Annotated in this window: 19 protein-coding genes; 6 read left to right on the top strand and 13 right to left on the bottom strand. The window is 63.8% G+C overall.

Going from position 1 to position 23,456, the window contains the following annotated elements; genetic code table 11:
• The first annotated feature begins 13 nt into the window (after positions 1–13).
• The gene (locus NQV17_RS26015) at positions 14–2,461 is read left to right on the top strand and encodes a heavy metal translocating P-type ATPase (RefSeq protein ID WP_374692749.1); all 2,448 of its coding nucleotides are present in this window, start codon (positions 14–16) and stop codon (positions 2,459–2,461) included.
• Between the two features lie 54 nt (positions 2,462–2,515).
• On the opposite strand, the gene NQV17_RS26010 is transcribed toward NQV17_RS26015, so the two are convergent.
• Together NQV17_RS26010 and NQV17_RS26005 are read right to left on the bottom strand one after the other, a co-directional pair.
• Entirely contained in the window at positions 2,516–3,328 is an 813-nt protein-coding gene (locus NQV17_RS26010; RefSeq protein ID WP_257774434.1) for a hypothetical protein, read from the bottom strand.
• A 158-nt stretch (positions 3,329–3,486) separates the two neighbouring features.
• On the bottom strand, positions 3,487–4,302 hold the full coding sequence (locus tag NQV17_RS26005; protein WP_257774433.1) for a helix-turn-helix domain-containing protein: 816 nt from the start codon (positions 4,300–4,302) through the stop codon (positions 3,487–3,489).
• Positions 4,303–4,422: 120 nt separating this feature from the next.
• Between NQV17_RS26005 and NQV17_RS26000 the strand changes: the two genes are divergently transcribed.
• Positions 4,423–5,082 (top strand): glutathione S-transferase family protein, encoded by a 660-nt coding sequence (locus tag NQV17_RS26000; protein WP_257774432.1) that lies wholly within the window; start codon positions 4,423–4,425, stop codon positions 5,080–5,082.
• A 45-nt stretch (positions 5,083–5,127) separates the two neighbouring features.
• On the opposite strand, the gene NQV17_RS25995 is transcribed toward NQV17_RS26000, so the two are convergent.
• From NQV17_RS25995 to NQV17_RS25945, 11 genes are all read right to left on the bottom strand, one after another.
• Complete coding sequence (locus NQV17_RS25995) at positions 5,128–6,216, bottom strand: porin (protein ID WP_257774431.1); 1,089 nt, start codon at positions 6,214–6,216, stop codon at positions 5,128–5,130.
• A gap of 217 nt (positions 6,217–6,433) precedes the next feature.
• A complete protein-coding gene (locus tag NQV17_RS25990; RefSeq protein ID WP_044848342.1) occupies positions 6,434–6,769 on the bottom strand; it encodes a Rieske 2Fe-2S domain-containing protein in 336 nt (111 codons plus the stop codon).
• A gap of 3 nt (positions 6,770–6,772) precedes the next feature.
• Complete coding sequence (locus tag NQV17_RS25985; RefSeq protein WP_044848341.1) at positions 6,773–7,084, bottom strand: YciI family protein; 312 nt, start codon at positions 7,082–7,084, stop codon at positions 6,773–6,775.
• A gap of 5 nt (positions 7,085–7,089) precedes the next feature.
• Complete coding sequence (locus NQV17_RS25980) at positions 7,090–7,965, bottom strand: intradiol ring-cleavage dioxygenase (RefSeq protein ID WP_044848368.1); 876 nt, start codon at positions 7,963–7,965, stop codon at positions 7,090–7,092.
• Positions 7,966–7,994: 29 nt separating this feature from the next.
• Entirely contained in the window at positions 7,995–9,062 is a 1,068-nt protein-coding gene (locus tag NQV17_RS25975; RefSeq protein WP_044848340.1) for a maleylacetate reductase, read from the bottom strand.
• Positions 9,063–9,069: 7 nt separating this feature from the next.
• Positions 9,070–10,536 (bottom strand): aldehyde dehydrogenase family protein, encoded by a 1,467-nt coding sequence (locus tag NQV17_RS25970; protein ID WP_257774430.1) that lies wholly within the window; start codon positions 10,534–10,536, stop codon positions 9,070–9,072.
• A gap of 40 nt (positions 10,537–10,576) precedes the next feature.
• On the bottom strand, positions 10,577–11,596 hold the full coding sequence (locus NQV17_RS25965) for a hydroxyquinol 1,2-dioxygenase (protein WP_257774429.1): 1,020 nt from the start codon (positions 11,594–11,596) through the stop codon (positions 10,577–10,579).
• 42 nt (positions 11,597–11,638) lie between these two features.
• On the bottom strand, positions 11,639–12,133 hold the full coding sequence (locus NQV17_RS25960; protein ID WP_257774428.1) for a hydroxyquinol 1,2-dioxygenase: 495 nt from the start codon (positions 12,131–12,133) through the stop codon (positions 11,639–11,641).
• A gap of 114 nt (positions 12,134–12,247) precedes the next feature.
• Positions 12,248–13,177: a LysR family transcriptional regulator gene (locus NQV17_RS25955; protein WP_257774427.1), complete on the bottom strand. Its 930-nt coding sequence runs from the start codon at positions 13,175–13,177 to the stop codon at positions 12,248–12,250.
• A 131-nt stretch (positions 13,178–13,308) separates the two neighbouring features.
• Positions 13,309–14,559 (bottom strand): MFS transporter, encoded by a 1,251-nt coding sequence (locus NQV17_RS25950; RefSeq protein WP_257774426.1) that lies wholly within the window; start codon positions 14,557–14,559, stop codon positions 13,309–13,311.
• A gap of 789 nt (positions 14,560–15,348) precedes the next feature.
• A complete protein-coding gene (locus NQV17_RS25945; protein WP_257774455.1) occupies positions 15,349–15,600 on the bottom strand; it encodes a hypothetical protein in 252 nt (83 codons plus the stop codon).
• On the opposite strand from NQV17_RS25945, the gene NQV17_RS25940 reads away from it, so the two are divergent.
• From NQV17_RS25940 to NQV17_RS25925, 4 genes are all read left to right on the top strand, one after another.
• Positions 15,514–18,177, top strand: a complete 2,664-nt coding sequence (locus tag NQV17_RS25940; protein WP_257774425.1) for a type VI secretion system Vgr family protein — start codon at positions 15,514–15,516, stop codon at positions 18,175–18,177. The two genes, NQV17_RS25945 and NQV17_RS25940, sit on opposite strands and share 87 nt — an antisense overlap.
• A gap of 18 nt (positions 18,178–18,195) precedes the next feature.
• The gene (locus NQV17_RS25935; protein WP_257774424.1) at positions 18,196–20,508 is read left to right on the top strand and encodes a hypothetical protein; all 2,313 of its coding nucleotides are present in this window, start codon (positions 18,196–18,198) and stop codon (positions 20,506–20,508) included.
• Between the two features lie 134 nt (positions 20,509–20,642).
• Positions 20,643–21,986 (top strand): virulence factor, encoded by a 1,344-nt coding sequence (locus NQV17_RS25930; RefSeq protein ID WP_257774423.1) that lies wholly within the window; start codon positions 20,643–20,645, stop codon positions 21,984–21,986.
• 63 nt (positions 21,987–22,049) lie between these two features.
• Entirely contained in the window at positions 22,050–23,393 is a 1,344-nt protein-coding gene (locus tag NQV17_RS25925; RefSeq protein WP_257774422.1) for a virulence factor, read from the top strand.
• Positions 23,394–23,456 lie beyond the last annotated feature (63 nt).

The raw sequence follows: 23,456 nt of genomic DNA, 5'->3' as shown, positions 1-23,456 counted from the left end.
AAAGGAGCGTCAAATGAGCGGCCAACCCGGCGAAGACGAACTTCATCACCAAAGGATGTCCGGGCACTTGTCATCGGACGAACATCACGGTCGTGAGACGGACGAGCACGCCCCTTCCGCCGGGCATGGACACGACATGCATGCTCATCACCATGATGGCCAGGACAAACACGTACGCTCCACGGATCCGCTTCGCGACCCCGTCTGCGGAATGACAGTGACCGATGAGTCACGCTTGCGCCGCGAACACAATGGCAAGTGGTACACGTTCTGCAGCCAGGCTTGCTTGACGAAATTCGAGGCTGCGCCGTCCAGGTACGTTGAGCCTTCGACCATCGAGCACCCGCAAGCACTGCCCGAGGGCACCATTTACACGTGCCCGATGCACCCGGAAATTCGACAGGACCATCCCGGGCAATGCCCGAAGTGCGGCATGACGCTGGAACCGCTTCTGCCCAGCGTCGACGAAGGCGAGAATCCGGAACTGGTCGATTTCCGACGCCGATTCTGGAGGACGTTGCCACTGACCGCCACCGTTTTCGTGCTGGCGATGTTTGGCCATCGCCTACGATTGATGGACGCCGGCACCGAAAGCTGGGTTGAGTTCATTCTCTCTACGCCGGTCGTCCTGTGGGCGGGCCTACCGTTTTTCGAGCGGTGCGTGCGCTCATTCATGAACCGCAGCCCCAACATGTGGACGCTCATCGGGCTCGGGACAGGCGCGGCCTATATCTACAGTGTCATCGCGACCCTCTTCCCCGGCGCGTTTCCCGAAACGTACAGCGCGCACGGCCGGGTCGGCGTGTATTTCGAGGCGGCGGCAGTCATCATCTCGCTGACGCTTCTCGGGCAGTTGCTCGAACTGAAGGCCCGCTCGCAAACGTCCGCCGCCATCAAGGCACTCCTCGGGCTCGCACCCAAGACCGCGCGGCGCATCAACCCGGACGGTTCCGAAGCAGACATTCCGTTGTCCCATGTTCATGTGGGAGACCTGCTTCGCGTACGGCCGGGCGAGAAAGTCCCCGCGGACGGCGTGGTGACGGACGGCACGAGTTCGCTCGACGAGTCCATGATTACCGGCGAACCCATTCCCGTCACGAAGCGCGTTGGCGACCACGTCATCGGCGCAACGATGAACGCGACAGGCAGTCTCGTCATCCGCTCGGAAAAGGTCGGCGCCCAGACCGTCCTGTCGCAAATCGTGCAGATGGTCGCGCAGGCGCAGCGCTCCCGTGCGCCCATGCAGCGCATGGCCGACAAGGTGGCCGGCGTGTTTGTCGTCGGAGTCGTCAGCGTCGCTCTCCTGACCTTCCTCGTGTGGGGCATCTTTGGGCCTGATCCCAGTTGGGTGTTCGGTCTCATCAATGCAGTGGCGGTGCTCATCATTGCGTGCCCCTGCGCGCTGGGCCTTGCGACGCCCATGTCCATCATGGTCGCAAGCGGCAAAGGAGCCACGACCGGGATTCTCTTTCGCGATGCCGCCGCGATTGAAAATTTGCGCAAGGTCGACGTGCTCATTGTCGACAAGACGGGGACGCTGACCGAGGGGCGTCCTGCGTTCGAGCAGGCCGTAGGCACAAACGGATACACGACCGACGACGTGCTTCGTCTGGCGGCGAGTCTCGACCAGGGCAGCGAGCATCCGCTTGCCGCAGCCATCGTTGTGGCAGCCCGCGAGAAGAAGCTGACTTTGGACCGCACGGAAAATTTCGAATCCGCTACGGGTATCGGCGTGAGAGGAGTTGTCGCTGGCAGGCGACTTGCACTTGGCAACACCGCGCTGATGCAGACCGACGCCGTATCCGTCGAATCGCTGTCCAGGGAGGCGGACAGCCTGCGTGCGCAAGGCGCGAGCGTCATGTACTTGGCAGTCGATGGCAGTTTGGCCGGACTGCTGGCGGTCGCTGACCCGATAAAGGCGACCACGCCAGAGGCGCTTTCGACATTGAAGGAGAACGGTATCCGAGTCGTGATGGCGACCGGTGACGGAGTGGTCACTGCCAAGGCCGTGGCCGGGAAACTCGGCGTCGACGAATTCCATGGCGAGGTGAAGCCTGCCGACAAGCTCGATCTGGTGACGCGGCTTCAGCAAGCTCGGCATGTCGTCGCGATGGCTGGCGACGGCATAAACGACGCCCCCGCGCTCGCCAAGGCCGATGTCGGCGTGGCCATGGGAACAGGCACGGATGTGGCAATGAGCAGCGCTCAGGTGACGCTCGTCAAGGGCGACTTGCGCGGTATCGCGCGTGCTCGAGCGCTGTCCGAGGCAACCGTCGCGAACATGAAGCAGAATCTTGGCTTCGCGTTCGTTTACAACGCGCTCGGGGTCCCGTTGGCGGCCGGGGCACTTTACCCGTTCACGGGGCTGCTGCTGTCGCCGATGATCGCGGCATTGGCGATGAGCCTGAGCTCAGCCTCGGTCATCTCGAACGCGCTGAGATTGCGCAACGCCAAAATTTGAGCATGCGTGCGCCCCGTAAGCCTGTCAGCATCCCCGCCCCGCGCACGAAAACCCCTACTTCGACAACTTCAGCTTCTTCGCCAACACGACCCCGCTCGACGGACTCACCAGCGAGATCGCATTGATATCCATATGCAACCTGGAGATCCGGGTCGTAATGTCCGTCGGCTCGTCGATACTCGGATCGGCATGCTCGACTTGCTCGGTCAGATAAGGCCGAACCAGCCGCCCGGAAAAGACGAGCGCGAAGTCGCCATGCGCTTGAGCGTACACGGCGGGCGAAATCCGCATCCGGCTGCGAACCGTGGTCTTTTTCCCATGCCCGGAATCGAGTTCGATGATGTCGATCTGCTGGATGTACCCTTTCGCCTTCGCTTCGGGGGCGATCACGAGCCCTCGCCCTCGTGGCCCCTTCGTGACCTTCCGGAGCAGGATGCCCGTCCGGTCGCCGTGCTCCGCGTCGAACAGGTCGACGTCCAGCGTCAACAGGTGCCGCTGCGACCGGTACCTCAGCCCGTACTGCACCGGCACCACGAACGTCACGTCGCGATCCAGGCCGACGGCCGCCAGGTCGGGATTCGGGGCATACCGGTCGGTTGCGTCGGAGACCAGGCCGCGAACCCGGTCGCTCAAGGAAGGCGGCGCGGGGCTGATGTGCAGCTTCTTCAGGGCATCCCGAATGGCAACCGGGTCGTCGCCGACGATCGGTCGTGCGGGCGACGCGTCGTGATCGGCAGCAGGCGCGACGTGCGTCGTGCCGTCGACGGCCTCCGCCTCTGCATGCGCCGCGACGGGCGCCAGGATCATCGTCAAAGCGACGACGCACGCGAAGCTCGAACGCCCCAACTTGGATTTCCGATGAAACACGAAGGCTCCTGATTTTCTTGCGGATCGGTCAACGACGAGCACTATAGGGTGGAATGATAGGCAACGCATCCATTGTTTGAAATTCACCGATGCCCTGAGCGCCCCTTCGCCGGTTCATTGTCAGCCGAAAGCAGGCCAACGCCCCCTCATCCGCAACCTCACCCCTGCCGATCCTCCCGCCGATACTCCGCCGGCGCCTTCCCGACCAGCTTGCGAAAATCGCGCGTGAAATGCGCCTGGTCGAAATACCCCAACGCCTGCGCCAGTTCCGCGAAATCGACCGGCTCGCCGCCGGCGAGTTTGTCCGCAGCCTCATGCAGGCGATAACGACAGATCACCCACTTCGGCGTCACGCCCACATAGTCGGAAAAGAGCTGCTGCAGCGTGCGCTCGCTCAACCCCGCGCGCTCGGCCAGATCTCGCACCTGCGTGAGCCCGATATCCTGCTGCAGCATCTGCAAAATGCCATGAATACGTTCGACCTGCGGATCGGCCGGCGGCAGCACCCGCAACAGCAGCGCCTCCGCGGCCGCGACCATCCCGGCATCATCCTCGGCACCGAGCACCGCCTCTTCGGCTTGCGCGTCGCCGCAATCGAGCAGCGTCGACACCGGCAGCACCTTGTCGGTCGACAAATGCACCGGCTTGCCGAAGAACGCCCGAAACGCGCCCGGCCGGAACCGCAAGCCGATCACGCGCCCGGCCCCGGCCAACGTCGTCTCGAACGCCCCCGACACCACGCCGAAGATCCCCGTCTGTCGCCGGTCGAATACCAGATTCACGCACGGATACGGCAGCGTGCGCTGCACATACGGCGGCTGGTCGCGCAGATCCCATTCGACGATCCAGTGGTGATCCAGCACGCCGGCCAGGTCGGCACACGGGTAATAGCGATTCAGGCGGAAGCGCTGATTGAAGGCTTTCGGGCCGACGACGCCTTTGGGCGTCTCGGTCACGTTACGCAAGTCGGCCATGGTGACGAACCGTTGAGGTGACTGCGTGATGATGCACCGCCGCAGCGGATTTTTCCAAGACGAAGCCGCGCGGCCGTCCTATATTGGGCGGCCTATCCCGAATGCACACCGGAGCCCGCGATGCCGCAAGACCGTCACCTGACCCTGTTCCACTCCCCGCGCAGCCGCTCGGCCGGCGCGCGGATGCTGCTGGAAGAACTGAGCGCCGACTATGAACTGCACGCGTTCGACCTCTCCACCGGAAAACATCACGAAGCCGACTACCTCGGCATCAACCCGCTGGGCAAGGTTCCCGCACTGCGTCATGGCGACGTGATCGTCACCGAGCAGGCCGCCGTCTACATGTACGCGGCCGAGTTGTATCCGGAAGCCGGCCTGTCGCCGGCGCCGGGCGATTCGCTGCGCGGGCCGTATCTGACCTGGATGACGTTCTATGGCTCGTGCCTCGAGCCGGCCATCGTCGACCGCTCGATGAATCGCCCGCCCGCCGCCTACTCGACGTCGCCGTACGGCGACTTCGATACCGTGATGATGCGGATCGATGCGCAACTGGCGAAAGGGCCCTACCTGCTGGGCGAACGCTTTACGGCGGTCGACGTGCTGTGGGGCTCGGCACTGAACTGGACGACGATGTTCAAGCTGGTACCCGAAACGCCGCGCATTCGCGCGTACATCGATCGCGTGCTGGCGCGCCCGGCGATCCAGCGCGCGCAGGCGGCGGATGCGGCGCTGGCGGCGGAACAGGACAAGGCCAAGGAGGCGGCCGCAGCCACGCGCTAGCCGGTTGGCGGGCGGACCGCGACGCCGGTCCCGCCCGCCACGCCATCAGAACATCGTATGCAGGCCGACGCGCGCCACCGCCTGACTCGCTGAACTCGACGCCCCGTTCGGATCGAGCACGCCGTTGATCTGCGCGTTCGCGCCGCTGTTCGCGCGTTGATAATCGGCGGACACGTAGACCATCGTCCGCTTCGTGAACAGGTATTGAAGCGCGACGCTGACCTGATGCGCATGGTTGTCGTTCACGGCTTCGTTGCCCTTCATGTACATGTACTTCGCGCCGAGAAACACGTCCGGCCTGATCCGCCACACGCCGCCGGCCTCGGCCATCCACACGCCGGCATCGTTGAACGAATTGTGCACGGTGGTCAGCAGTGCCTTCGCGCTCACCGCACCGAAGTCGTAGTGCATCCCGACACCCCAGTTGCGCACGCTGGTCGACGGCGTGCCGGGCGCCGGACCATACTTCTCGTTCGTATAGGCGGCACCGATGCCGAACGCGCCGACTTCGTAGTTCAAGCCCGCGCTCACGGCATTGTCCGCGCCGATGGAACCGGCCACGCCGCCGAACGCATACATCACACCACCGGAAAACCCCGCGACCATCGGCGAACTGTATTTGACCGAGTTCGCGACCGGCTTGCTGCCTGCCGTGCGATCCCAGTCGAACGCGCCGGTCGGATTACCGGGCAGCGCGAGACGCTGGAACGGGCCATTCCTGAATCCGTACAGCCCCGAGATGTCCATCGAGATCGCATTCCCCTTCGCAAACAGCGAATCGACCATGAAGTCGTACTGATTCCCGAGCCTGACGCTGCCGAACCGGTCGCTCTCGATGCCCACGTATGCATTACGTCCGAAGATCCCGGTCCCGATGATGCTGCCGTTCGCCATCGAGAACTGGTTCACGAGCGCGAACGTCGCGTGATATCCGCCGCCGAGATCTTCCGTGCCGCGAAAGCCGAACAGGTTCGGCGTGAAGATGCCGTCGTCGAACTTGACGTTCTTCCCGCCGCCCTCGTTGCTGACGTACGAGACGCCGCTGTCGATCAGACCGAACATTGTCACGCTGCTCTGTGCGTACGCACCCTGCGCGATGGCCAGCATCGCGAATACTCCAAACCTGAGCTTCATTGCGTCTCCGTCTTTTTTTGAAATTCGAGCCGGTCGCCCGCCACGTCGCGAACAATCCGCCCATGCTTCGTGAAACAACACCTTCCCCCACCCGGATCAGGCTTGCATCCGGGCCGGCATAATGAAATTTATTTAGTTTTACTTATTGACTGGAACGAATGAAATCCCGCGCATTTCCGATTTCATCCAGCCTGATGCGATCGGCCCTTCCGCCGATTCAGGCGCTCCGGCAAATCACCCACGCCGCCGCATCCACCTCGACGGCCACGGCTTCCAGCCCGGCACCCGAACACGGCCCGTCGATACACACACCGTCGTCGAACCGGAACAGCGCGCTGTGATGCGCGCACATCAGCACCTGAGATCGATAACAGGAAACGCTGCCCGGCACGAAATCGAGCGGGACCGAGAAATGCGGGCAACGATTCACGTAAGCCCACACCTGCTCCCCGCGCCGCACGACGATGACGGGGCGTCCGATGCACGCCTCATCGACGACCCGCGCGCCACCATCCGGCACATCGGCGAAGCGACAGAGTTGCGTGGCACCCATGACTCACGCTCTCCGCTCGGGATTGCCGAGGCTCCAGTCCCACGGACGCACCTCGACCCGCGAGAACAGCCCTTCCTTCACATACGGATCGTTGCCGACGAACTGCATCACCGCATCGATGTCGTCCGCCTCGACGACGAGCAGCGTGCCGTTCATCGCATCGCCCTGTGGATCGAGCGTCGGCCCGCCGAGCCGCACATACACGCCGTGCTGCGCGGCGGAACGCAGGTAGGTCCGATGCGTCGCCCGCACGCGGTCGCGCACCTCGCGCATCCCGGGCTGGTCCGTCGCGAACACCGCAAAGAATCGCGCCATGTCGGTCAGCTCCGGTCGAGCACGAAGTCGTACGTCGCCTCGCGATACGGGCCGCTCAAGCCGACCCGACGCGCGAGCTCGTCACCCGCCGCACGCGGGCGATAGGCGACCATCAGCGACGGCTTCACGCCGAAGACGGCATCCGACTGCAGATACGCGTCGTTCTCGTCGAACAGATGCGTGACGAGCTTGCGATAACCCGGCGCGTCGATCATGAAATGCAGGTGCGCGGGCCGCCACGGATGGCGGCCGGTCGCATCGAGCATCTTGCCGACCGGGCCGTCGGTCGGAATCGGATAGCTGACCGGCAGGATCGTCGTAATCGCGTAGCGGCCTTCCGCATCGGTCCGGTAGCGGCCGCGCAGGTTGCCGTGCGGCTGCGCCGTATCCTGCCCGGAATACATGCCGTTCTCGGCGGTCTGCCACACGTCGAGCACGGCGTCCCGCACCGGCGCGCCGTCGGTAGTGAGCACGCGGCCATGCACGACGACCGGCGTGCCGGGCGTGAACGCCATGTTCTCGCCATACGCGCGCTCGGGCATGCCCTCGATGTAGAACGGGCCGAACACGGTCGTTTCCGTCGCACCGGTGGCGAAGCGATGGTTGATCGCATCGACCAGCATCGACACGCCGAGCGTGTCCGACAGCAGGATGAATTCCTGGCGCACGACGTCGTCGCACATCTGCCCGGTTTCGGTCAGGAAGCGAATCGCGGCCATCCACTCGGCCTCGGTCAGCTCCGTTTCGCGGACGAACGCATGCAGGTGCCGCACGAGGCTCTGCATCAGCACGCGCAAGCGCGGGTTCGGCGTACCGTCGAAGCTGGCGACGACCTGCTCGGTCAACCGTGTATCGCCGTCATCATGATGATCATTCGTCACGTTCGTCTCCTTTGTGTGCAGCCGACCGCTCACTGCGGCTCGCGCCCTTCCCACGCATGCTGAAGCAACTCGCGGATCGGCGCGCGTTCGATCGGCCGCGGATTCGCGTACGGATTCCGGCACGCGAGGTCGGCGGCTTCGTCGAGGCCCGCTTCCGGCATTCCGATGTCGGCCAGCGCCGCCGACAAGCCCAGTTGCCGGTTCAACCGGAACAGCAGCGGGCCGGCATCGGCCGCGTCGGTGCCGCCCAGCGCCCGCGCGACTCGGCGCAGCGCGTCGGGCGCCGCCGCATGGTTGTAGTGCGCGGTATGCGGCAGCATCGCGGCGTGCGTCTGTGCGTGCGGCAGGTTGAAGGTGCCGCCGAGCGTATGACAGAGCTTGTGATGCAGCGCCATGCCGACCGCACCCAGGCACGTGCCGGCGAGCCATGCGCCATACAGCGCGCGGCTGCGCATCTCGCGGTCGTCGGGCGCGCGCACGATCGCCGGCAGCGCTTCGCCGAGCGCACGAATCGACTCCTCGGCCATCAGGCTGATCACCGGGTTCGCATCTTCCGCGTAGAGCGCCTCGACCGCATGCGCCATCGCATTGACGCCCGACGCCGCCGAAATCCCCGGCGGCAGCGACAGCGTCAGGGACGGGTCATACAGCACCGTACGCGGCAGCACGCGCGCATCGCGTCCGGTGCGCTTGAGCCGGCCTTCCGTGAGCCCGAAGATCGGCGTCATCTCCGAGCCCGCGTAAGTCGTCGGCACGGCGAGGATCGGCAGCGACGACTCGAGCGCAATCGCCTTGCCGAGCCCGATCGTCGAGCCGCCGCCGATCGCGATGCAGCAGTCCGCGCCCAGCTCGGCGGCCATCTCGCGCGCGGCCCGCGCCACCTCGACCGGCACGTGCATCACGGCCTGCGCGCACACGCCGGCCGCACGCTCGCCGAGCACGGCCCGGACGCGTTCGGCGAGCGGCTGCTGCTCGGGCGTCGACAGAATCAGCGCGCGCTGCGCGCCGAGCGCGGACAACTCGTCCGGCAGCCGTTCGAGCGCGCCCCATTCGAACACGACGCGGGACGGCGTTCCCTGATAGACGAAGCGCTCCATCTCGGCCTCAGCGCTTGAAGTGCGGCGGCACCTTGCCGTCGACGTTGACCCACACCGAGCGCGCTTCCGTGTAGTCGTGCATCGCCTCGAAACCCATCTCGCGGCCGTAGCCCGACTTGCCGATGCCGCCGAACGGGCTGCCCGGATTGACGCGCTTGTAGCAGTTGATCCAGCACATGCCCGCGTCGATCCGCGACGCCATCCGGTGCGCGCGGGAGAGATCGTTGGTCCACAGGCCGCTGCCGAGCCCGTATTCGGTCGCGTTGGCGATCGACAGCGCTTCCTCGTCGCTGCCGAAGCGCAGCACGGTGACGAACGGGCCGAACACTTCCTCCTGCGCAACACGATCGGCGGCGCTCTTCGCTTCGATGACGGTCGGGCGCACGTAGTAGCCGTTCGCAAGTGCCGCGTCCTGCGGCACGCTGCCGCCCGCGAGCACGCGGCCGCCCTGCTCGCGCGCGACGTCGACGAACGACAGCACGCGGTCGAGGTGCTGCTTCGACGTCAGCGGGCCCATCTCGGTGTCCGGGTCCAGCGGGTTGCCGACGCGGATCGACGACGCCAGCGACACGAAGCGCTCGAGGAATTCGTCGGCGATGCGCTCATGCAGCACGAGACGCGAACCCGCGATGCACGCCTGCCCCTGGTTGTGGAAGATCGCCCACGCGGCGCCGTTGATGGCGGCGTCGAGGTTCGCGTCGTCGAACACGATGTTCGCGCCCTTGCCGCCGAGTTCCAGCTGCACGCGCTTCAGGTTGCCCTGCGAGGCCTCGACGATCCGGCGGCCCGTCGCCGTCGAGCCGGTGAACGCGATCTTCCCGACACCGGGGTGTTCGGCGAGACGCTGGCCGGCTGTATGACCGTAGCCGGGAACGATATTGACGACGCCTTCGGGAAACCCGACTTCCGCCATCAGTTCGACGATGCGCAGCGTCGACAGCGGCGTGATTTCCGACGGCTTGAGCACGACGGTGTTGCCTGCCGCCAGCGCCGGGCCCATCTTCCAGCTCGTGAACATCAGCGGGAAATTCCACGGCACGATCTGGCCGACGACGCCGATCGGCGCGCGCTGCACATAGTTCAGGAAGCCGGTTTCGACCGGGATCACCGAGCCCTGCAGCTTGTCGGCCATGCCGCCGAAGTAGCGGAAGCAGCCGGCCGTGCGCGGCACGTCGAGCGCGCGCGAATCGCGGATCGGGTGGCCGGTGTCCAGCGATTCGAGCTGCGCGAGTTCCTCCGCGTTGGCTTCGATCGCGTCGGCGAGGCGCAGCAGCAGCCGGCCGCGCTCGGCCGCCGGCATCGCCGACCACTTCGGGAATGCGCGGGTCGCGGCTTCGACCGCGAGGTCCACGTCCGCCGCGGTGGCGGCGGCGATCTTCGTGATCAGCGAGCCGTCGTGCGGATTGAGCACGTCGATCGTGCCGCGCTCGACGGCGTCGACGAAACGGCCGTCGATGAAGAGTTGGGTTTGCATGAATCGTCCTCGATGGTGTGCTTGTGCGAGCCGGCGCGGCTCAGAACTCGATCGGATACGGCGCCAGCTCGCCGCTCTCGTATCGCTGCGGAAGGTTCGGCGTCGCGTTTTCCCAGACCAGCAGCATCGAACGCTTCGTCGAGTAGCCCTGGTGCCGGATGTCGGCGGGCATCGCGCAGATGTCGCCGGCCCGCATCGTGACGCGCGCGCGCGGTGCGCCGGTGTTCTTGTCGCCGATGTCCCACACGATTTCGTCGGACAGTTGCAGGAACCATTCGACGCGGTCGTTGCCGTGGAATACCGGCAGGATGAATTCCTCGGTGGTCGGGCAGAACAGGCTGCGCCCGCACACGGAGGTCACCGATGGATTCCACGTCACGTCCGAACGCGACAGGTACTTGAACAGGTTGAACGCGTGCAGCTCGCCTTCGAAGCCCGGTTTCACGTGCACTTCCGGCTCGTCCTGGCCGACGTCGACGAACGCACGGTTCACCGGCAGATCGTCGCGCAGCGGCGAGTCGCCTTCGAGACCCGGCATGCGGCGCGTCGCGATGCGCGTGCGTTCGATCGCCGCGCCGTTCTCGCCGTGCTTGCGCCCGAACGCCGTGCCGGTTTCCTCCGGCGCCGCGAACGGATCGAAGCCTTCGTTGGTCCAGTCGTGCAGCATCGCCTTGAAGGTCGCCATGATCGTCGGCGTGTCGAACGTCTCGGTGTAGTCGACGCCGGCTTCCTTCAGGATTCCGTTGAACGTGCCCGCATAGACGTCGACCTTGCCGTAGTGATTGCGCGTGCCGAACACGTGATCGAAATTCACCCAGCCGTAGAAGAAGCCCCATGCGACGTCGCGCATCATCGCGCGCAGGAATGCGTCCGCGGGGATCGCGTGCGTGCGGGTCTGGCCTTTCGCCGGCCAGCTGATTTTCACGAAATACTCGTCGCGCTGGAACGCGAATTCACCGAGGTGGAAGCGGCGGTAACCGGTGACGGCATCGGCTTGCGTGGCCTGCACCAGATCGGCGGCGAAGCCTGCGGAAAGATCGAGGGTCTCGAGGGTGGCCATAACGTGTCTCCTGGAATAGTTGGATCTTCGCGATCGAATCGATCAGTGCAGGCAGATGTCGGCCCACTTCTCGACGGACAGCTCGCCGAGCACGGTCTGCACGAGCGCGACGCCCGGCTTGCTGGCGGCGAAGCGATACGCGCAGCCGGCCGGCAGCAGTGCCTGGTGCCCCTTGCGCAGCACGACATAGCCCATCTCGCGGCCCGCCGGCTGCGTGCCGGCGCTCACGGTGCCGCGGTCGGTGGCGGGCGGGTTGTCGAGCTTGATGAAGTCGATGCGGACTTCGCCATCCATCTGGATCGCGAACTCGTCGTGCGCGCACGCGAACCACGGCGACTGGCCTTCGGTGCGCAGCACTTCGATCACGTATTCGAGGTTCTTGCCGGCGACGACCTTTTCGTAGGGCGCCGACTTCGATGCGATCTCGAAGACGTTCGAGAACGCGTAGTGTTTTGCGCTGCCGCTCGTGATTTCGATCTCGCCCTTCGTGTAGCCGTCGAGCGAGCCAAAGACGGTGTGGAATGCCGTGTCGGTCATTGCTGTCTCCTGAGTTGAACCGCTTGTTGGATTCAACTTTAGGGGCGACGCCGCCCGTCAACAAGGCAACGGAGCGCGACTACGGCATTTGCGTTTCGCGAATAATCGCTTCGCTCAACGAACCCAGCCGCGCTCCAGCAGCGGACGATCCCACGGCGACTCGTCGCCGATGTATTCGACGAGGAATTCGACCAGCGCCTTCACCTTGAGCGCCTGTCGCTGCGTTGCGGGATAAACGGCGGCGAAGCTCAGCGGCGCGATCTGGAAGTCGGTGAGGATGGGCACCAGCCGGCCCGCGACGAGTGCGTCGCTCGCGACCAGCGTGGGCAGGCACACGACGCCGCCGCCCGTCAGCGCGTACTCGCGCAGCAGGTGCACGGAGTTCGAGCGGATCATGCCCGGCAGCTCCATTTCGACGACCTCGTCGCCGCGCGTCAGCGTCCAGCGGTTGCGTGATGGATAACCCGAATACAGCGCCGTGGTGTGCTGCAGCAATTCGCGCGGATGTTGTGGCGCACCATACGCATCGAGGTAGGCCGGCGACGCGCAGAACAGGCGTCGGACCACGAACAGGCGCCGCTCGATCAGCGACTCGGATATCGGCGGAAAGATCTGGAACGCGATGTCGAACCCTTCTTCGACAGGGTCCACGACACGGTCATTGACGATGATGTCGAGCTGGATGCCCGGATAGCGGCGATTGAATTCGGCGAGCGGCACGCCGAAGTGATCGAGCGCGAAGCCGGGCAGCATCTGGATGCGCAGCCGCCCGGTCGGCGTCGCGCGCAGCTCGCGCATCTGGTCGGTCAGCTCGTTGACGCGCCCCACGACTTCCGCGCATTCGCGATAGAAGGTCTCGCCCACTTCGGACAGCCGCACGTGGCGCGTGCTGCGATGGAACAGCGGCGCGTTGACGAACTTCTCCAGTTGCTGGATGCGGTTCGTCACGACCGAACTGGTGACCCCAAGCTGCCGCGCCGCTTCCGCGAAGCTGCTCGCCTCCGCGACCCTGACGAACGCCTCGATGCTCAGAAACCGGTCCATGCCGCACCTTTCCCGAAAGCCAAACAGGCAGTCTAACCGCACCTGCCGGCCGGGTGGGTCATGCGGAACGCGTCACACTGTCACCGGACGGGTGTCAATCCCGCCGGCCGCGAGCATGTCCGCGCGGCACGTTACGGCTGCTTGCCCGCCGACAGCTCCGGCTGCACGCCCACGCGGCGCTGCAACACGGCCGGGGCCGTCTCCCGCAGCAGCATGCTGACCACGATGCCGAGCAGCACCGCCCCCATCGGCAGCCACAGAATGTTCTGGATCCCGAAGTGCGCGGCGACGTAGCCGCCCATCGCCGGCGCGATGCCGCCGCCGAAGATCTCGCCGCAACCGACCACCACGCCGATCGACGTCGACACGAGGCCGACGGGCGCGGCTTCGGTCGCGACGGGGCCCGACAGCAGCGACACCAGCCCGAGCGTGAAGAACGACGCGACGAACAGGACAACGAACAGCACGACCGGTTGCGGGCCGAGGCCGCGGAAGATGTAGAGCATCACCGCCGTGCCGGCGAAGCCCGCGATGCTCGCGAGGCGGCGGCCCACCACGTCGGACAGGCCCGGCAGCCCGAACTGCCCGAGAAAGCCGCCGAAGCCGATCGCCGACACCACGAGGCCCATCTTCTGCGTGCCGAGCGCAAGGTAATCCGTCAGGTACAGCGGCAGCAGCGCGCCGAGCACGAACACGCCGGTCATCGCGCAACACAGCGCGGCCATCGCGACGAGGATGTTGCGGCTCTTGAGCACATGGCCGAGCGATGCCGGCGCGTGCTCCGACACGACCTCCTTCGTGCGCTTCGGCTCGCGGATCACGAAGAACATGATCGCGCCGAGGATCAGCCCGGGAATCGCCACGAGCGCGAACACCCAGCGCCACGACACGACGTTGAGCAGTTGGGTCGCGATGATCGGCGACAGCGCCAGCCCGAACAGCGCGAAGCCGCTCTGCTGCAGCCCGAGGTTCAGGCCGCGCCGCCGCGGGTGCGACGCGTCGGCGGTGGCCGCGAAGCTGGTCGGGCAGAACGAGCCTTCGGCGACGCCCATCAGCCCGCGGATCGCGATCAGGCCGAGCAAGCCGCCCGCGAGGCCCGAGAAGCCGGACAGCAGCGAGAACGCGATGATGGCGGGAATCAGGACCTTGCGGCGGCCGACCTTGTCGGAGATGCCGCCCATCAGTGCCGCGAAGATGCCCCACGACAGGCCGAGCACGCCGATGCAGTTGCCGACGTCCTGCGCGCTCAGGTGCAGGTCCTTCATGATCGAAGGGAACAGCGGCGCGATGAGCCAGCGGTCGAGGCCGACCAGGCCGAAGCCGAGCGCCAGCAGCGTCACCGCCTTCCACTCATAGGAGGTATCCCACTCGTTTGCTTTCATGTCTGTCTCCGTGGATCGGTCCGCTTGCGCGCGCCGGGGCGTCCGCGCATCAGCCAGGTCCGTTGTCTTGGGTGTGCGACGCGACGTGAGTCGCGAGGAAGTGGCGGCCGCCTGTCCGGCTTCTTTCCGGGTGCAGGCGTCGAATTCAATCAGCCGACGCCCGAACGATAGGTGCGCGCAGGCGGATCGGGTATGGAACAACCGGCGAACGCGCCATTCGCGAAACGCAAATAATCGGCGGCGGCGGGCGGGAAAGGTCGGTGGAGAAGCGCTGTGCGAACGGCGACAGCGTTGAAGCAGCGCGCCTTCCCCGGTTACGGGGGAATCCCTCATAGACATCAGCGAGGCCCGCAGGCGACGCCGCTTGCACGACCGATGAACGCGGTTCGGCACGCCGCCCGGCCGCGCGCCGATCAGGTGGCGGCAAATGACGAGACCGGCAACCGGCAGATGTGCTCCGAGCGGGCGCGAAGCAATCCGTCCACACGTTTTTCGTTAACGCAATACGCCGCCATTTTCTTCGATATCAGACGAATCTGATCTTCAAAATCCGCAAATCGATTTTATTTAAATAAAACAGCCCGCACGACAACCACACAATCCGACAGAACCACCTTGCGCCCATCATTTTCGCGGATCAATACAAGACTTTTCAAATCCATCCAAATCGCAGAAAAAGAAAAATACCGTTTCAAACCAGCCGTCTAGCCACACAAAAACAAAAATACATTTATCAAGACCGACAAGCTTGATATTCTCGACGCGAATTTTCGATCCGATTTCCTTAATTCAAACAGGACCACATTTCAAACAAATCCTAATCAATAAAAAAGCAATGAGATTATGGCGATGTCGATAGCAAGAACATTTCGGGAATTTGCGACCAGTCTGACCGACGGGAGCACGCGACCTGTCGATCTCCATTTCGGCCGGGCGCAGCGCGCGGTCGGCCACTTGCTTGCGCTCCATCACGCCGATATCCGCGAAGGCCTGATGTCCGGCATCGACGGCGAGCTGACCTGCGTGTCGAGCCACGATCATCTGTCACCGACGCTGTTTCTCGGCCTGCCCGTATCGGTCCGGCTGACGACCGACCGCGGCAGTACGCGTGCGATCAATGCGATCGTGCGCGAAGTGCGAACCGGTCAATCCGACGGTGAACTGACCGTCTATCAATTGCACGTGTGTGACGCGCTGTCGTTGATGGACCGTCGCACCAACGCCCGCGTATTCCGATCGCGCCACGTGACGGAGATTCTCGCGACGCTGATGAACGAGTGGAAACTGCGCAGCCACGCACTCACGCGCGCATTCGATTTCGACCTGTCCGGATTGCAGGCCGATCGCTATCCGGTGCGCGAACTCACGCGGCAGGTCAACGAGTCGGACGCTCGTTTCATCCGGCGCCTGCTGCGTCGGGAAGGCATCACGGTCTTCGCGAAGGCCGAGCCGGCCGGAGGCGCGCGCGGCATGAACGACGCGTGGCCGCTTCATACGCTCGTGTTCTGCGACGACCCGCATCGCCTGAAGGCAGCGCCGGCCGGTACGCTGCGGCTTCACCCGCGCGACGCCGGAACCGAACAACGCGACACGGTGACGCTTTTTGCGCACTGCCAGAGCGTGTCTCCCGGCCAGGTCCGCCGCGCGTCCTGGGACTACAAGCCAGCGCGTGCAGATGACTCCACCGCTGTCACGGACCTTGACCAGGGCGAAGCCGGGAACGACCTTGCGCGCCTGCTGACCGACGCCGCGATCGACATCCCGCACGTCGGCGACTCATGGCGCGATCACGATCGCATCACGCGCGACCGGATACTGGCGCATCAGTTCGAAGCCGAGCGTTACGACGGAATCAGCAGCGTACGCGACCTGCCCGTCGGCCACTGGTTCACGCTGACGGGCGACCCGGAGCTGGACATGCGGCCGGCCGATCGTCGCCAGTTCGTCGTCACGTCGGTTCGGCACGATATCTGGAACAACCTGCCGAAGCCGCTCGCGGGCCGCGCGCACACGTTGTTCGCGGCGAGCCGGAACCTCGCGCAAACGGCTGCGCCGGCACCTGGCGATCTGCCGGAGCAAACCGACACGCGCTATGAAAACCGTTTCACGTGCGTGCGACGCGGCGTGCCGCTGAAGCCCGCCTATGATCCGAAGGTCGATGTACCGCCGGTTCACCTGCTGACCGGCACGATCGTCGGCGCCCAGGGCGAGGAAGTGTTTTGCGACGGGGCCGGCCGCGTGCGCGTGCTGATCCACGGGCACGACCCGGCCGATCATGCGCATGCGCAAGGCGCCGGAACGAACGGCCGGGCCGGCGACAGTGCGCCGATTCGTGTCGGAACAAGCCTCGCCGGAGGCAACTTCGGCGCGCTCTTCCTGCCGCGCGTCGGCATGGAAGTGCTGCTGGGATGTCTGTCCGGCGACCCGGACCGGCTCGTCATCATCGGAGTACTGAGCAACGGCGCGAACCCGCCCGTCACGTTCACCCATACGGGCGCGCTCCCCGGCAACCGCTTCCTGTCGGGCATCAAGACCAAGGAAATCAACGGCCGGCGCTACAACCAGCTTCGTCTCGACGATACGCCGTCGCAAATCTCGGCGCAGCTGGCGAGCGAACATGCGCATACCCAACTGAATCTCGGCTATCTGACCCAGCCGCGCGAAAGCGGACACGGGAAGGATCGCGGCGAAGGTGCCGAGCTGCGCACCGACGCCGCCGCGGCTCTGCGCGCGGCGCAGGGCATCCTGTTGTCGACCTATGCGCGCGCACGGGCTACCGGCGGCCAGCTCGATCGAGACGAACTGATTCGGCTGCTCGACGAATGCACGGCGCTGTTCAAATCGCTCGGCGACTATGCCGGCGAGCATGGCGGACAGTCGGCCGATACCGCCGGTCAGGACAACGTCGCCGATGCGTTCCGCAACTGGACGCCTGACGGTGCGCGGCCCGGTGCGACCGGCGATGCACCCGCGTTGATCGCGTTCGGCGCGCAGTCGGGGTCGCTCAACGTCACGCCCAGAACGCACGTCATGTATGCGGGCGAGAACATCGATCAGATCGCGCAGCAACACGTTCAGGTCAGCAGCGGCGAGCGCATCAAGCTGCATGCCGGTCGTGGCGTCGCGATGTTCGCGCACGGCGACGGCGTGTCGGCGATCGCGAATCACGGGAAGGTCACGATTCAATCGCAGCACGACGATACGCAGGTCGATTCGGCGAAGAACCTTCAGTTGACGGCCAGTGGCGGAAACCTCGTCGGCACGGCGAGCGATGAAGTCGTGTTCGTCACGTCCGGCGGGGCGTATCTCAAGCTGCGCGGTGGGGATATCGAACTGGGATGTCCGGGGACATTCACGGTGAAGTCGGCAGGGCATGTGTGGGACGGGCCTGCGAGCATGAGTGCGGATATGCCGAAGTTTGGTCAGGACACGCTTGGTCGAGTTCCGAAGCTGGTCCGATCCACCGACGGCAACGCGGCTGCTGGATTCGAGGGAGAGGTCAAAAGGTCGTCCGGACCGCTATCGAACTTGTCGAGCGATGTGGCCGGCCAACTTCCGGCCGTCGATGCTGACCAGTTCGAGAGACTGGCGGTGCAGTTCATCAAAAACAATACATAGGATCACGAAGGAAACTGCATGACTGATTCATTTCTTGACCCGCCGCTGATGGCGACTGCTCATCGCGACCAACCTGCGGCGAAAGTCAATGCTGACGACGTAGCTGTGTCGCGGCCGGCACCGCCGCCGATCGTCGTCGGCCGGGGCGAAGGCGTGACGATGTTCGCGAAGAACACGCCGCTCATCTGCATCAAGCAATTGCCCTTGCCCGGTATCGTGATCTTCGTGCATGGGGTGAATTCCGAAGGCGAATGGTTCGAGGCGTCGGAGGATGGGCTATGCAAAGGCCTGAATCGCAGGCTCGGGCGTCTGGACGATCAGATGATGTATCACGGTATCGATGCGGGGCAATTGACGCCCGCGAAGTACACGGAGAGTGTGACGCCGGATGGGTTCTTGAACCCTGATTTGCTGGCAGACAATTACATCAAACCCGAGCCGTCGTTCTCGCCCGTCATTCATTTCCGATGGGGCTATCGCGCGACTGCTGCGGAATTGAAGGAGTACGGCGACAAGATCTTTCTCAACGAGAAGGACTACTGGGGCGGCGGCCCGTTCACGAACGGCTGTGCCAGCCTGCCCGATCTTTGGCACGGCGGTCTGGACGATCGAACGATGGGCTGGATGACCGTGCAAGGCATCAATCCAACCAATCGGCCGCTGTACCGCGCGCCGCCTCGAGCGTATGGCGTACTCGCCGCGTTGCGCTTGGCCAGGCTGATCGAGTCGATCCGATGCATGCAGGCCGATGTCCCGATTACCGTCGTATGCCACAGCCAAGGAAATATCGTCGGCCTCACTGCGGCGTTCTTCGGCGACGCATTCCCCGATGTCGAAGATCCGTGGGGGCGCTCGGGCCACTGCGTGGCAGACGCCTACGTGCTGGCGAACGCACCATACAGTCTCGCCAAGGCTGACGGCCCGAACAAGTCCGACACATTCATGGATACCTGGTCGCAACGCGCGACGAAGGACGGCAGCGGCCGGCGTGGACGACAAACCTACGCTGCGCGCACGAAGACGTTCGGCACATTCCTGTCGATCATCGGTGCTCGAAAAGCATACGAACAACCTGCCGACAAAATCGATGAGGACATGGAAAACAAGCGGGTCTCGCCGACCAGCAATCGGTCTTATGCGGCGCAACAGGATCGCGCGAGGCACGGGCTGAATGAATCGACGTATGGCCGCGTCACCGCATATTGCTGTCCGCACGATCAGGTGATTTCGGCGGTGACGGTGCAAGGGATCGGCTGGCGCGGTATCAGCAAGCACGAACTCGACGATATCGGCGCGGCCGGCATCCTGACGCAACGGGTCTTTGCTTCCGGTTTTCCGGTTGGCGTGCAGAAACCGTACCGATACTGGGAGGACGATTGGCGGCATGGCAAACAAGGAACGAAGCCGGGGTTCTGGTATCCGCCGTCGCCGCCGGCCAAGTTCAATCTGGTGGGCGCGATCAGAGGGAATGAGTCTGTGTTGGGCATGGCGGCGACGCTCGTGACTGCGCCACTCATGTTCGTCGTAACCGGCATCAGTTCGGCATTGAACATGCTCCGCGTGAACGCCGATCCGCCGAAGGGCTGGACGGTGGTGGCGGATGCCCCGGCGCTTGACGAGCCATTCCCGCCGAAGGCCTTGCGATTCGGCAAGTCAGTCGAGACCAAGGACGGCGACGCGATCAGCGACTTCAACGAAGGCAACGATCCGCCCGCTGCTTGGCGCGATGCGAGCAAGACCGATGCAGAAAAGCGAGCCGACGACCCCTACGACCAGTACAAGGCAAAGAACGAGGACGGCGTCGCCCAAGGCACGGCTGCAACCGAAGCCGGACAACGTTACGAGGACCGCGCGCTGATGCGAATGGAAGCGCGCCGAACGCTGAATTCGGAATGGCTCGATCGCGACGGCCACGTGATCGGCGAGGACGGCAAAAGCGCGATGCCCGAAGGCTACAAGGATTGGCGCGACAAACAGATTGTCGATTGGCTCGATCGCGGTGCGACCAACAGCCCGACGAATCACTCAACGACGATGACCAATCCCGAGCATGCCGAAAAGGCGCTTGCGTATGACGTCGCGGTGGGCTTGTGCTACGTAACGGAGAAGCAACTCAAAGCGTTGCGTATCGAGGCGGACTGGCGGATGGGTGAAGGTATTCCGGATGACAATCCAAACAAGAAGTATTACGAATATTTTTCACGCGGAAAATTCGACGACTTGCCGCTGCATGAATGGGTACATACCGAGGGCAGCGAAGGAAATATTCCCGGCGCGATCGCGGATCAACGTGAAGGAGAACTTTATTTGAAGGTCGGGGGTGTGATTTGAAGGCGCTAATCGCTACATGGCCACGGCGCGTCGCTATTGCCGTTTCGGCATGGCTGATTACCGTCGTGCTCATGGCCATGCTGATGGCTTACCTAGAGCACCCCGATCCGGCACATCTGGAACTAGGAGATTGGATGAAACGCTTCATTGTTGTACCTGGCCTGGCTGCGCTCATGGTGTTTCTGTTCACCACGTCAGTAATGCGTCCGGCACAAGCCGCCTCTGTTAAAGAGCCTGCGGTGAAGGCGGCACCTGCAGCCGAGGAGCAGGCCAAGCCATTCGTTGCGCAAGTCGTCGGTTTAATCTGGTTGAACCCGCTGCAACGCATGGACTATCCGACCGAATGGCAATTGCTGTGGGCACAAGGACTTACCACGCCCAATAAGAATGATGACATGGTGCGCACGAAGCCCGAAAAATTTTCGTCACTTCGGTCCATTGGAGCATTGGTTTACGGCAACGAAGGCGAAGAAACGTTCAAGGGCTTCTACCACAAGTACATGTATAAGTTTCCGCTACTTCTTAGCTCCCGCTACGCATCCAATCCAAAATATTTCTACACGGTGAGCCCGGTCAATAAAAAGGACTGGCGCGAACTGGCGGGCATTCGTGTCGAACTTGCCATTCCGAATCGACTCGAAATCGAAGACTCGCAAACCTACTTGCAAGATTCGATCCGAAAGACGTTCTCGATCGGCAATCGACATTTCCCGACGATGTGGAGCCGCGACACGCCTCCCGATGTGCAAATCACTCAAGGCGGCGCAAACGCCGGCTTCACATCGCTGAACAACGCGTTGGATTACTTGCAGGCGAACCCCGACAAGACCGTATGGGCGATGAACTGGGACGCCCCGAACTTCCCGCCCACAGATGCGCAGATCAACGAGAACCTCGTCGTGCTTTTTCTCGCCGGCCCGAACTTCAACACCGAGCGCGAGCCGCTCGCCTGGATCGGCAAGGCCGCAACCGGCAACACGCACGATTTTTCGCCGAAGGTCGGCACGACACGCGCCGTGCAGGCGTGGAAAGCCACGATCGACGAAGCAGCACGCAATGCCGGTGTCGCGGTCACGGACCTGAATTACATCGTCCACGACGCAGGTGTACCCAGCGACGCAGCGTCGTTACGCGTTGTCTCGCTCGCGCAGACCTTGACCGAAACCCTTCCGGAATACGACCACACGAATCAAACCTTCAACACGGCCGCCCTACTCGGCGACATGGGAACCGGCAGCGCATTGACCGACGTCGCACTCGCAATCGGCCGGATCAACCACTTCGGCGGCAACGCCCTGGTCGCCGGCACGACCGACCCCGAGCACCCCGTCGCCGTCGTCGTCAGACCACCGTCGAAGCTCACTTCGATCGATCCGGACCAAGACTGGTTCCGCGCACGCGGCGGCAACAACGCGTACCTCCCGTGGTGGGGACGTCGACACGACACCGACTACGGCATGCAAGGCTATTCGTGGTGATGCAAACCAGCGCGGCGGCACGTTGCGTGTCAACGTGATCGCCGCATCGCAACAGGAGATTGAATGAAACGATTCCGTGTATTACCCGGCTTGGCGACGCTTATGGTGTTTCTGTTCACAACGGCCATGATGCGTCCAGCACATGCCACATCTACCCGGGAGCCTGTAGGAAATGCGGCGTCAGCAATTGAAGAGACGGCTAAGCCATTCGTCGCGCAGGTGGTCGGCCTGATTTGGTTGAATCCATTGCAACGTATGGACTACCCGACCGAATGGCAATTGTTGTGGACGCAAGGGCTTGCCGCACCGAACAAGAACGACGACATGGTGCGCACCGATCCGAAGTCATTTTCCACGCTTCAGTCGATCGGGGCGTTGGTTTACGGCAATGAGGGCGAGGAAACATTCAAGGGCTTCTACCACAAGTACATGTACAAGTTTCCGCTCCTGCTTAGCTCCCGCTATGCATCCAATCCAAAATATTTCTACACGGTGAGCCCGGCCAATAAAAATGACTGGCGCGAACTGGCGGGCATTCGTGTCGAACTTGCCATTCCGAATCGACTCGAAATCGACGACTCGCAAACCTACTTGCAAGACTCGATCCGAAAGACGTTCTCGATTGGCAACCGGCATTTCCCGACGATGTGGAGCCGCGACACGCCTCCCGACGTGCAAATCACTCAGGGCGGTGCAAACGCCGGCTTCACATCGCTGAACAACGCGCTGGACTACTTACAGAAGAACCCCGACAAGACCGTATGGGCGATGAACTGGGACGCCCCGAACTTCCCGCCCACGGATGCGCAGATCAACGAGAACCTCGTCGTATTGTTCCTCGCCGGCCCGAACTTCAACACCGAGCGCGAGCCGCTCGCGTGGATCGGCAAGGCCGCAACCGGCAACACGCACGATTTTTCGCCGAAGGTCGGCACGACACGCGCCGTGCAGGCGTGGAAAGCCACGATCGGCGAAGCAGCACGCAATGCCGGTGTCGCGGTCACGGACCTGAATTACATCGTCCACGACGCAGGTGTACCCAGCGACACAGCGTCGTTACGCGTTGTCTCGCTCGCGCAGACCTTGACCGAAACCCTTCCGGAATACGACCACACGAATCAGACCTTCAACACGGCAGCACTCCTCGGCGACATGGGAACCGGCAGCGCGTTGACCGACGTCGCACTCGCAATCGGCCGGATCAACCACTTTGGCGGCAACGCCCTGGTCGCCGGCACGACCGACCCCGAGCACCCCGTCGCCGTCGTCGTCGGACCACCGTCGAAGCTCACGCCGGTCGATCCGGACCAAGACTGGTTCCGCGCACGCGGCGGCAACAACGCGTACCTCCCGTGGTGGGGACGTCGACACGACACCGACTACGGCATGCAAGGCTATTCGTGGTGATGCAAACCAGCGCGGCGGCATGTGGCGAGCAAAACGCCGATGCCGCGCGAATCATCGAGAGGA

The organism is Burkholderia sp. SCN-KJ (assembly GCF_024656005.1).
Classification (GTDB): domain Bacteria; phylum Pseudomonadota; class Gammaproteobacteria; order Burkholderiales; family Burkholderiaceae; genus Burkholderia.
This window is presented reverse-complemented; position numbering and strand designations above follow the sequence as displayed.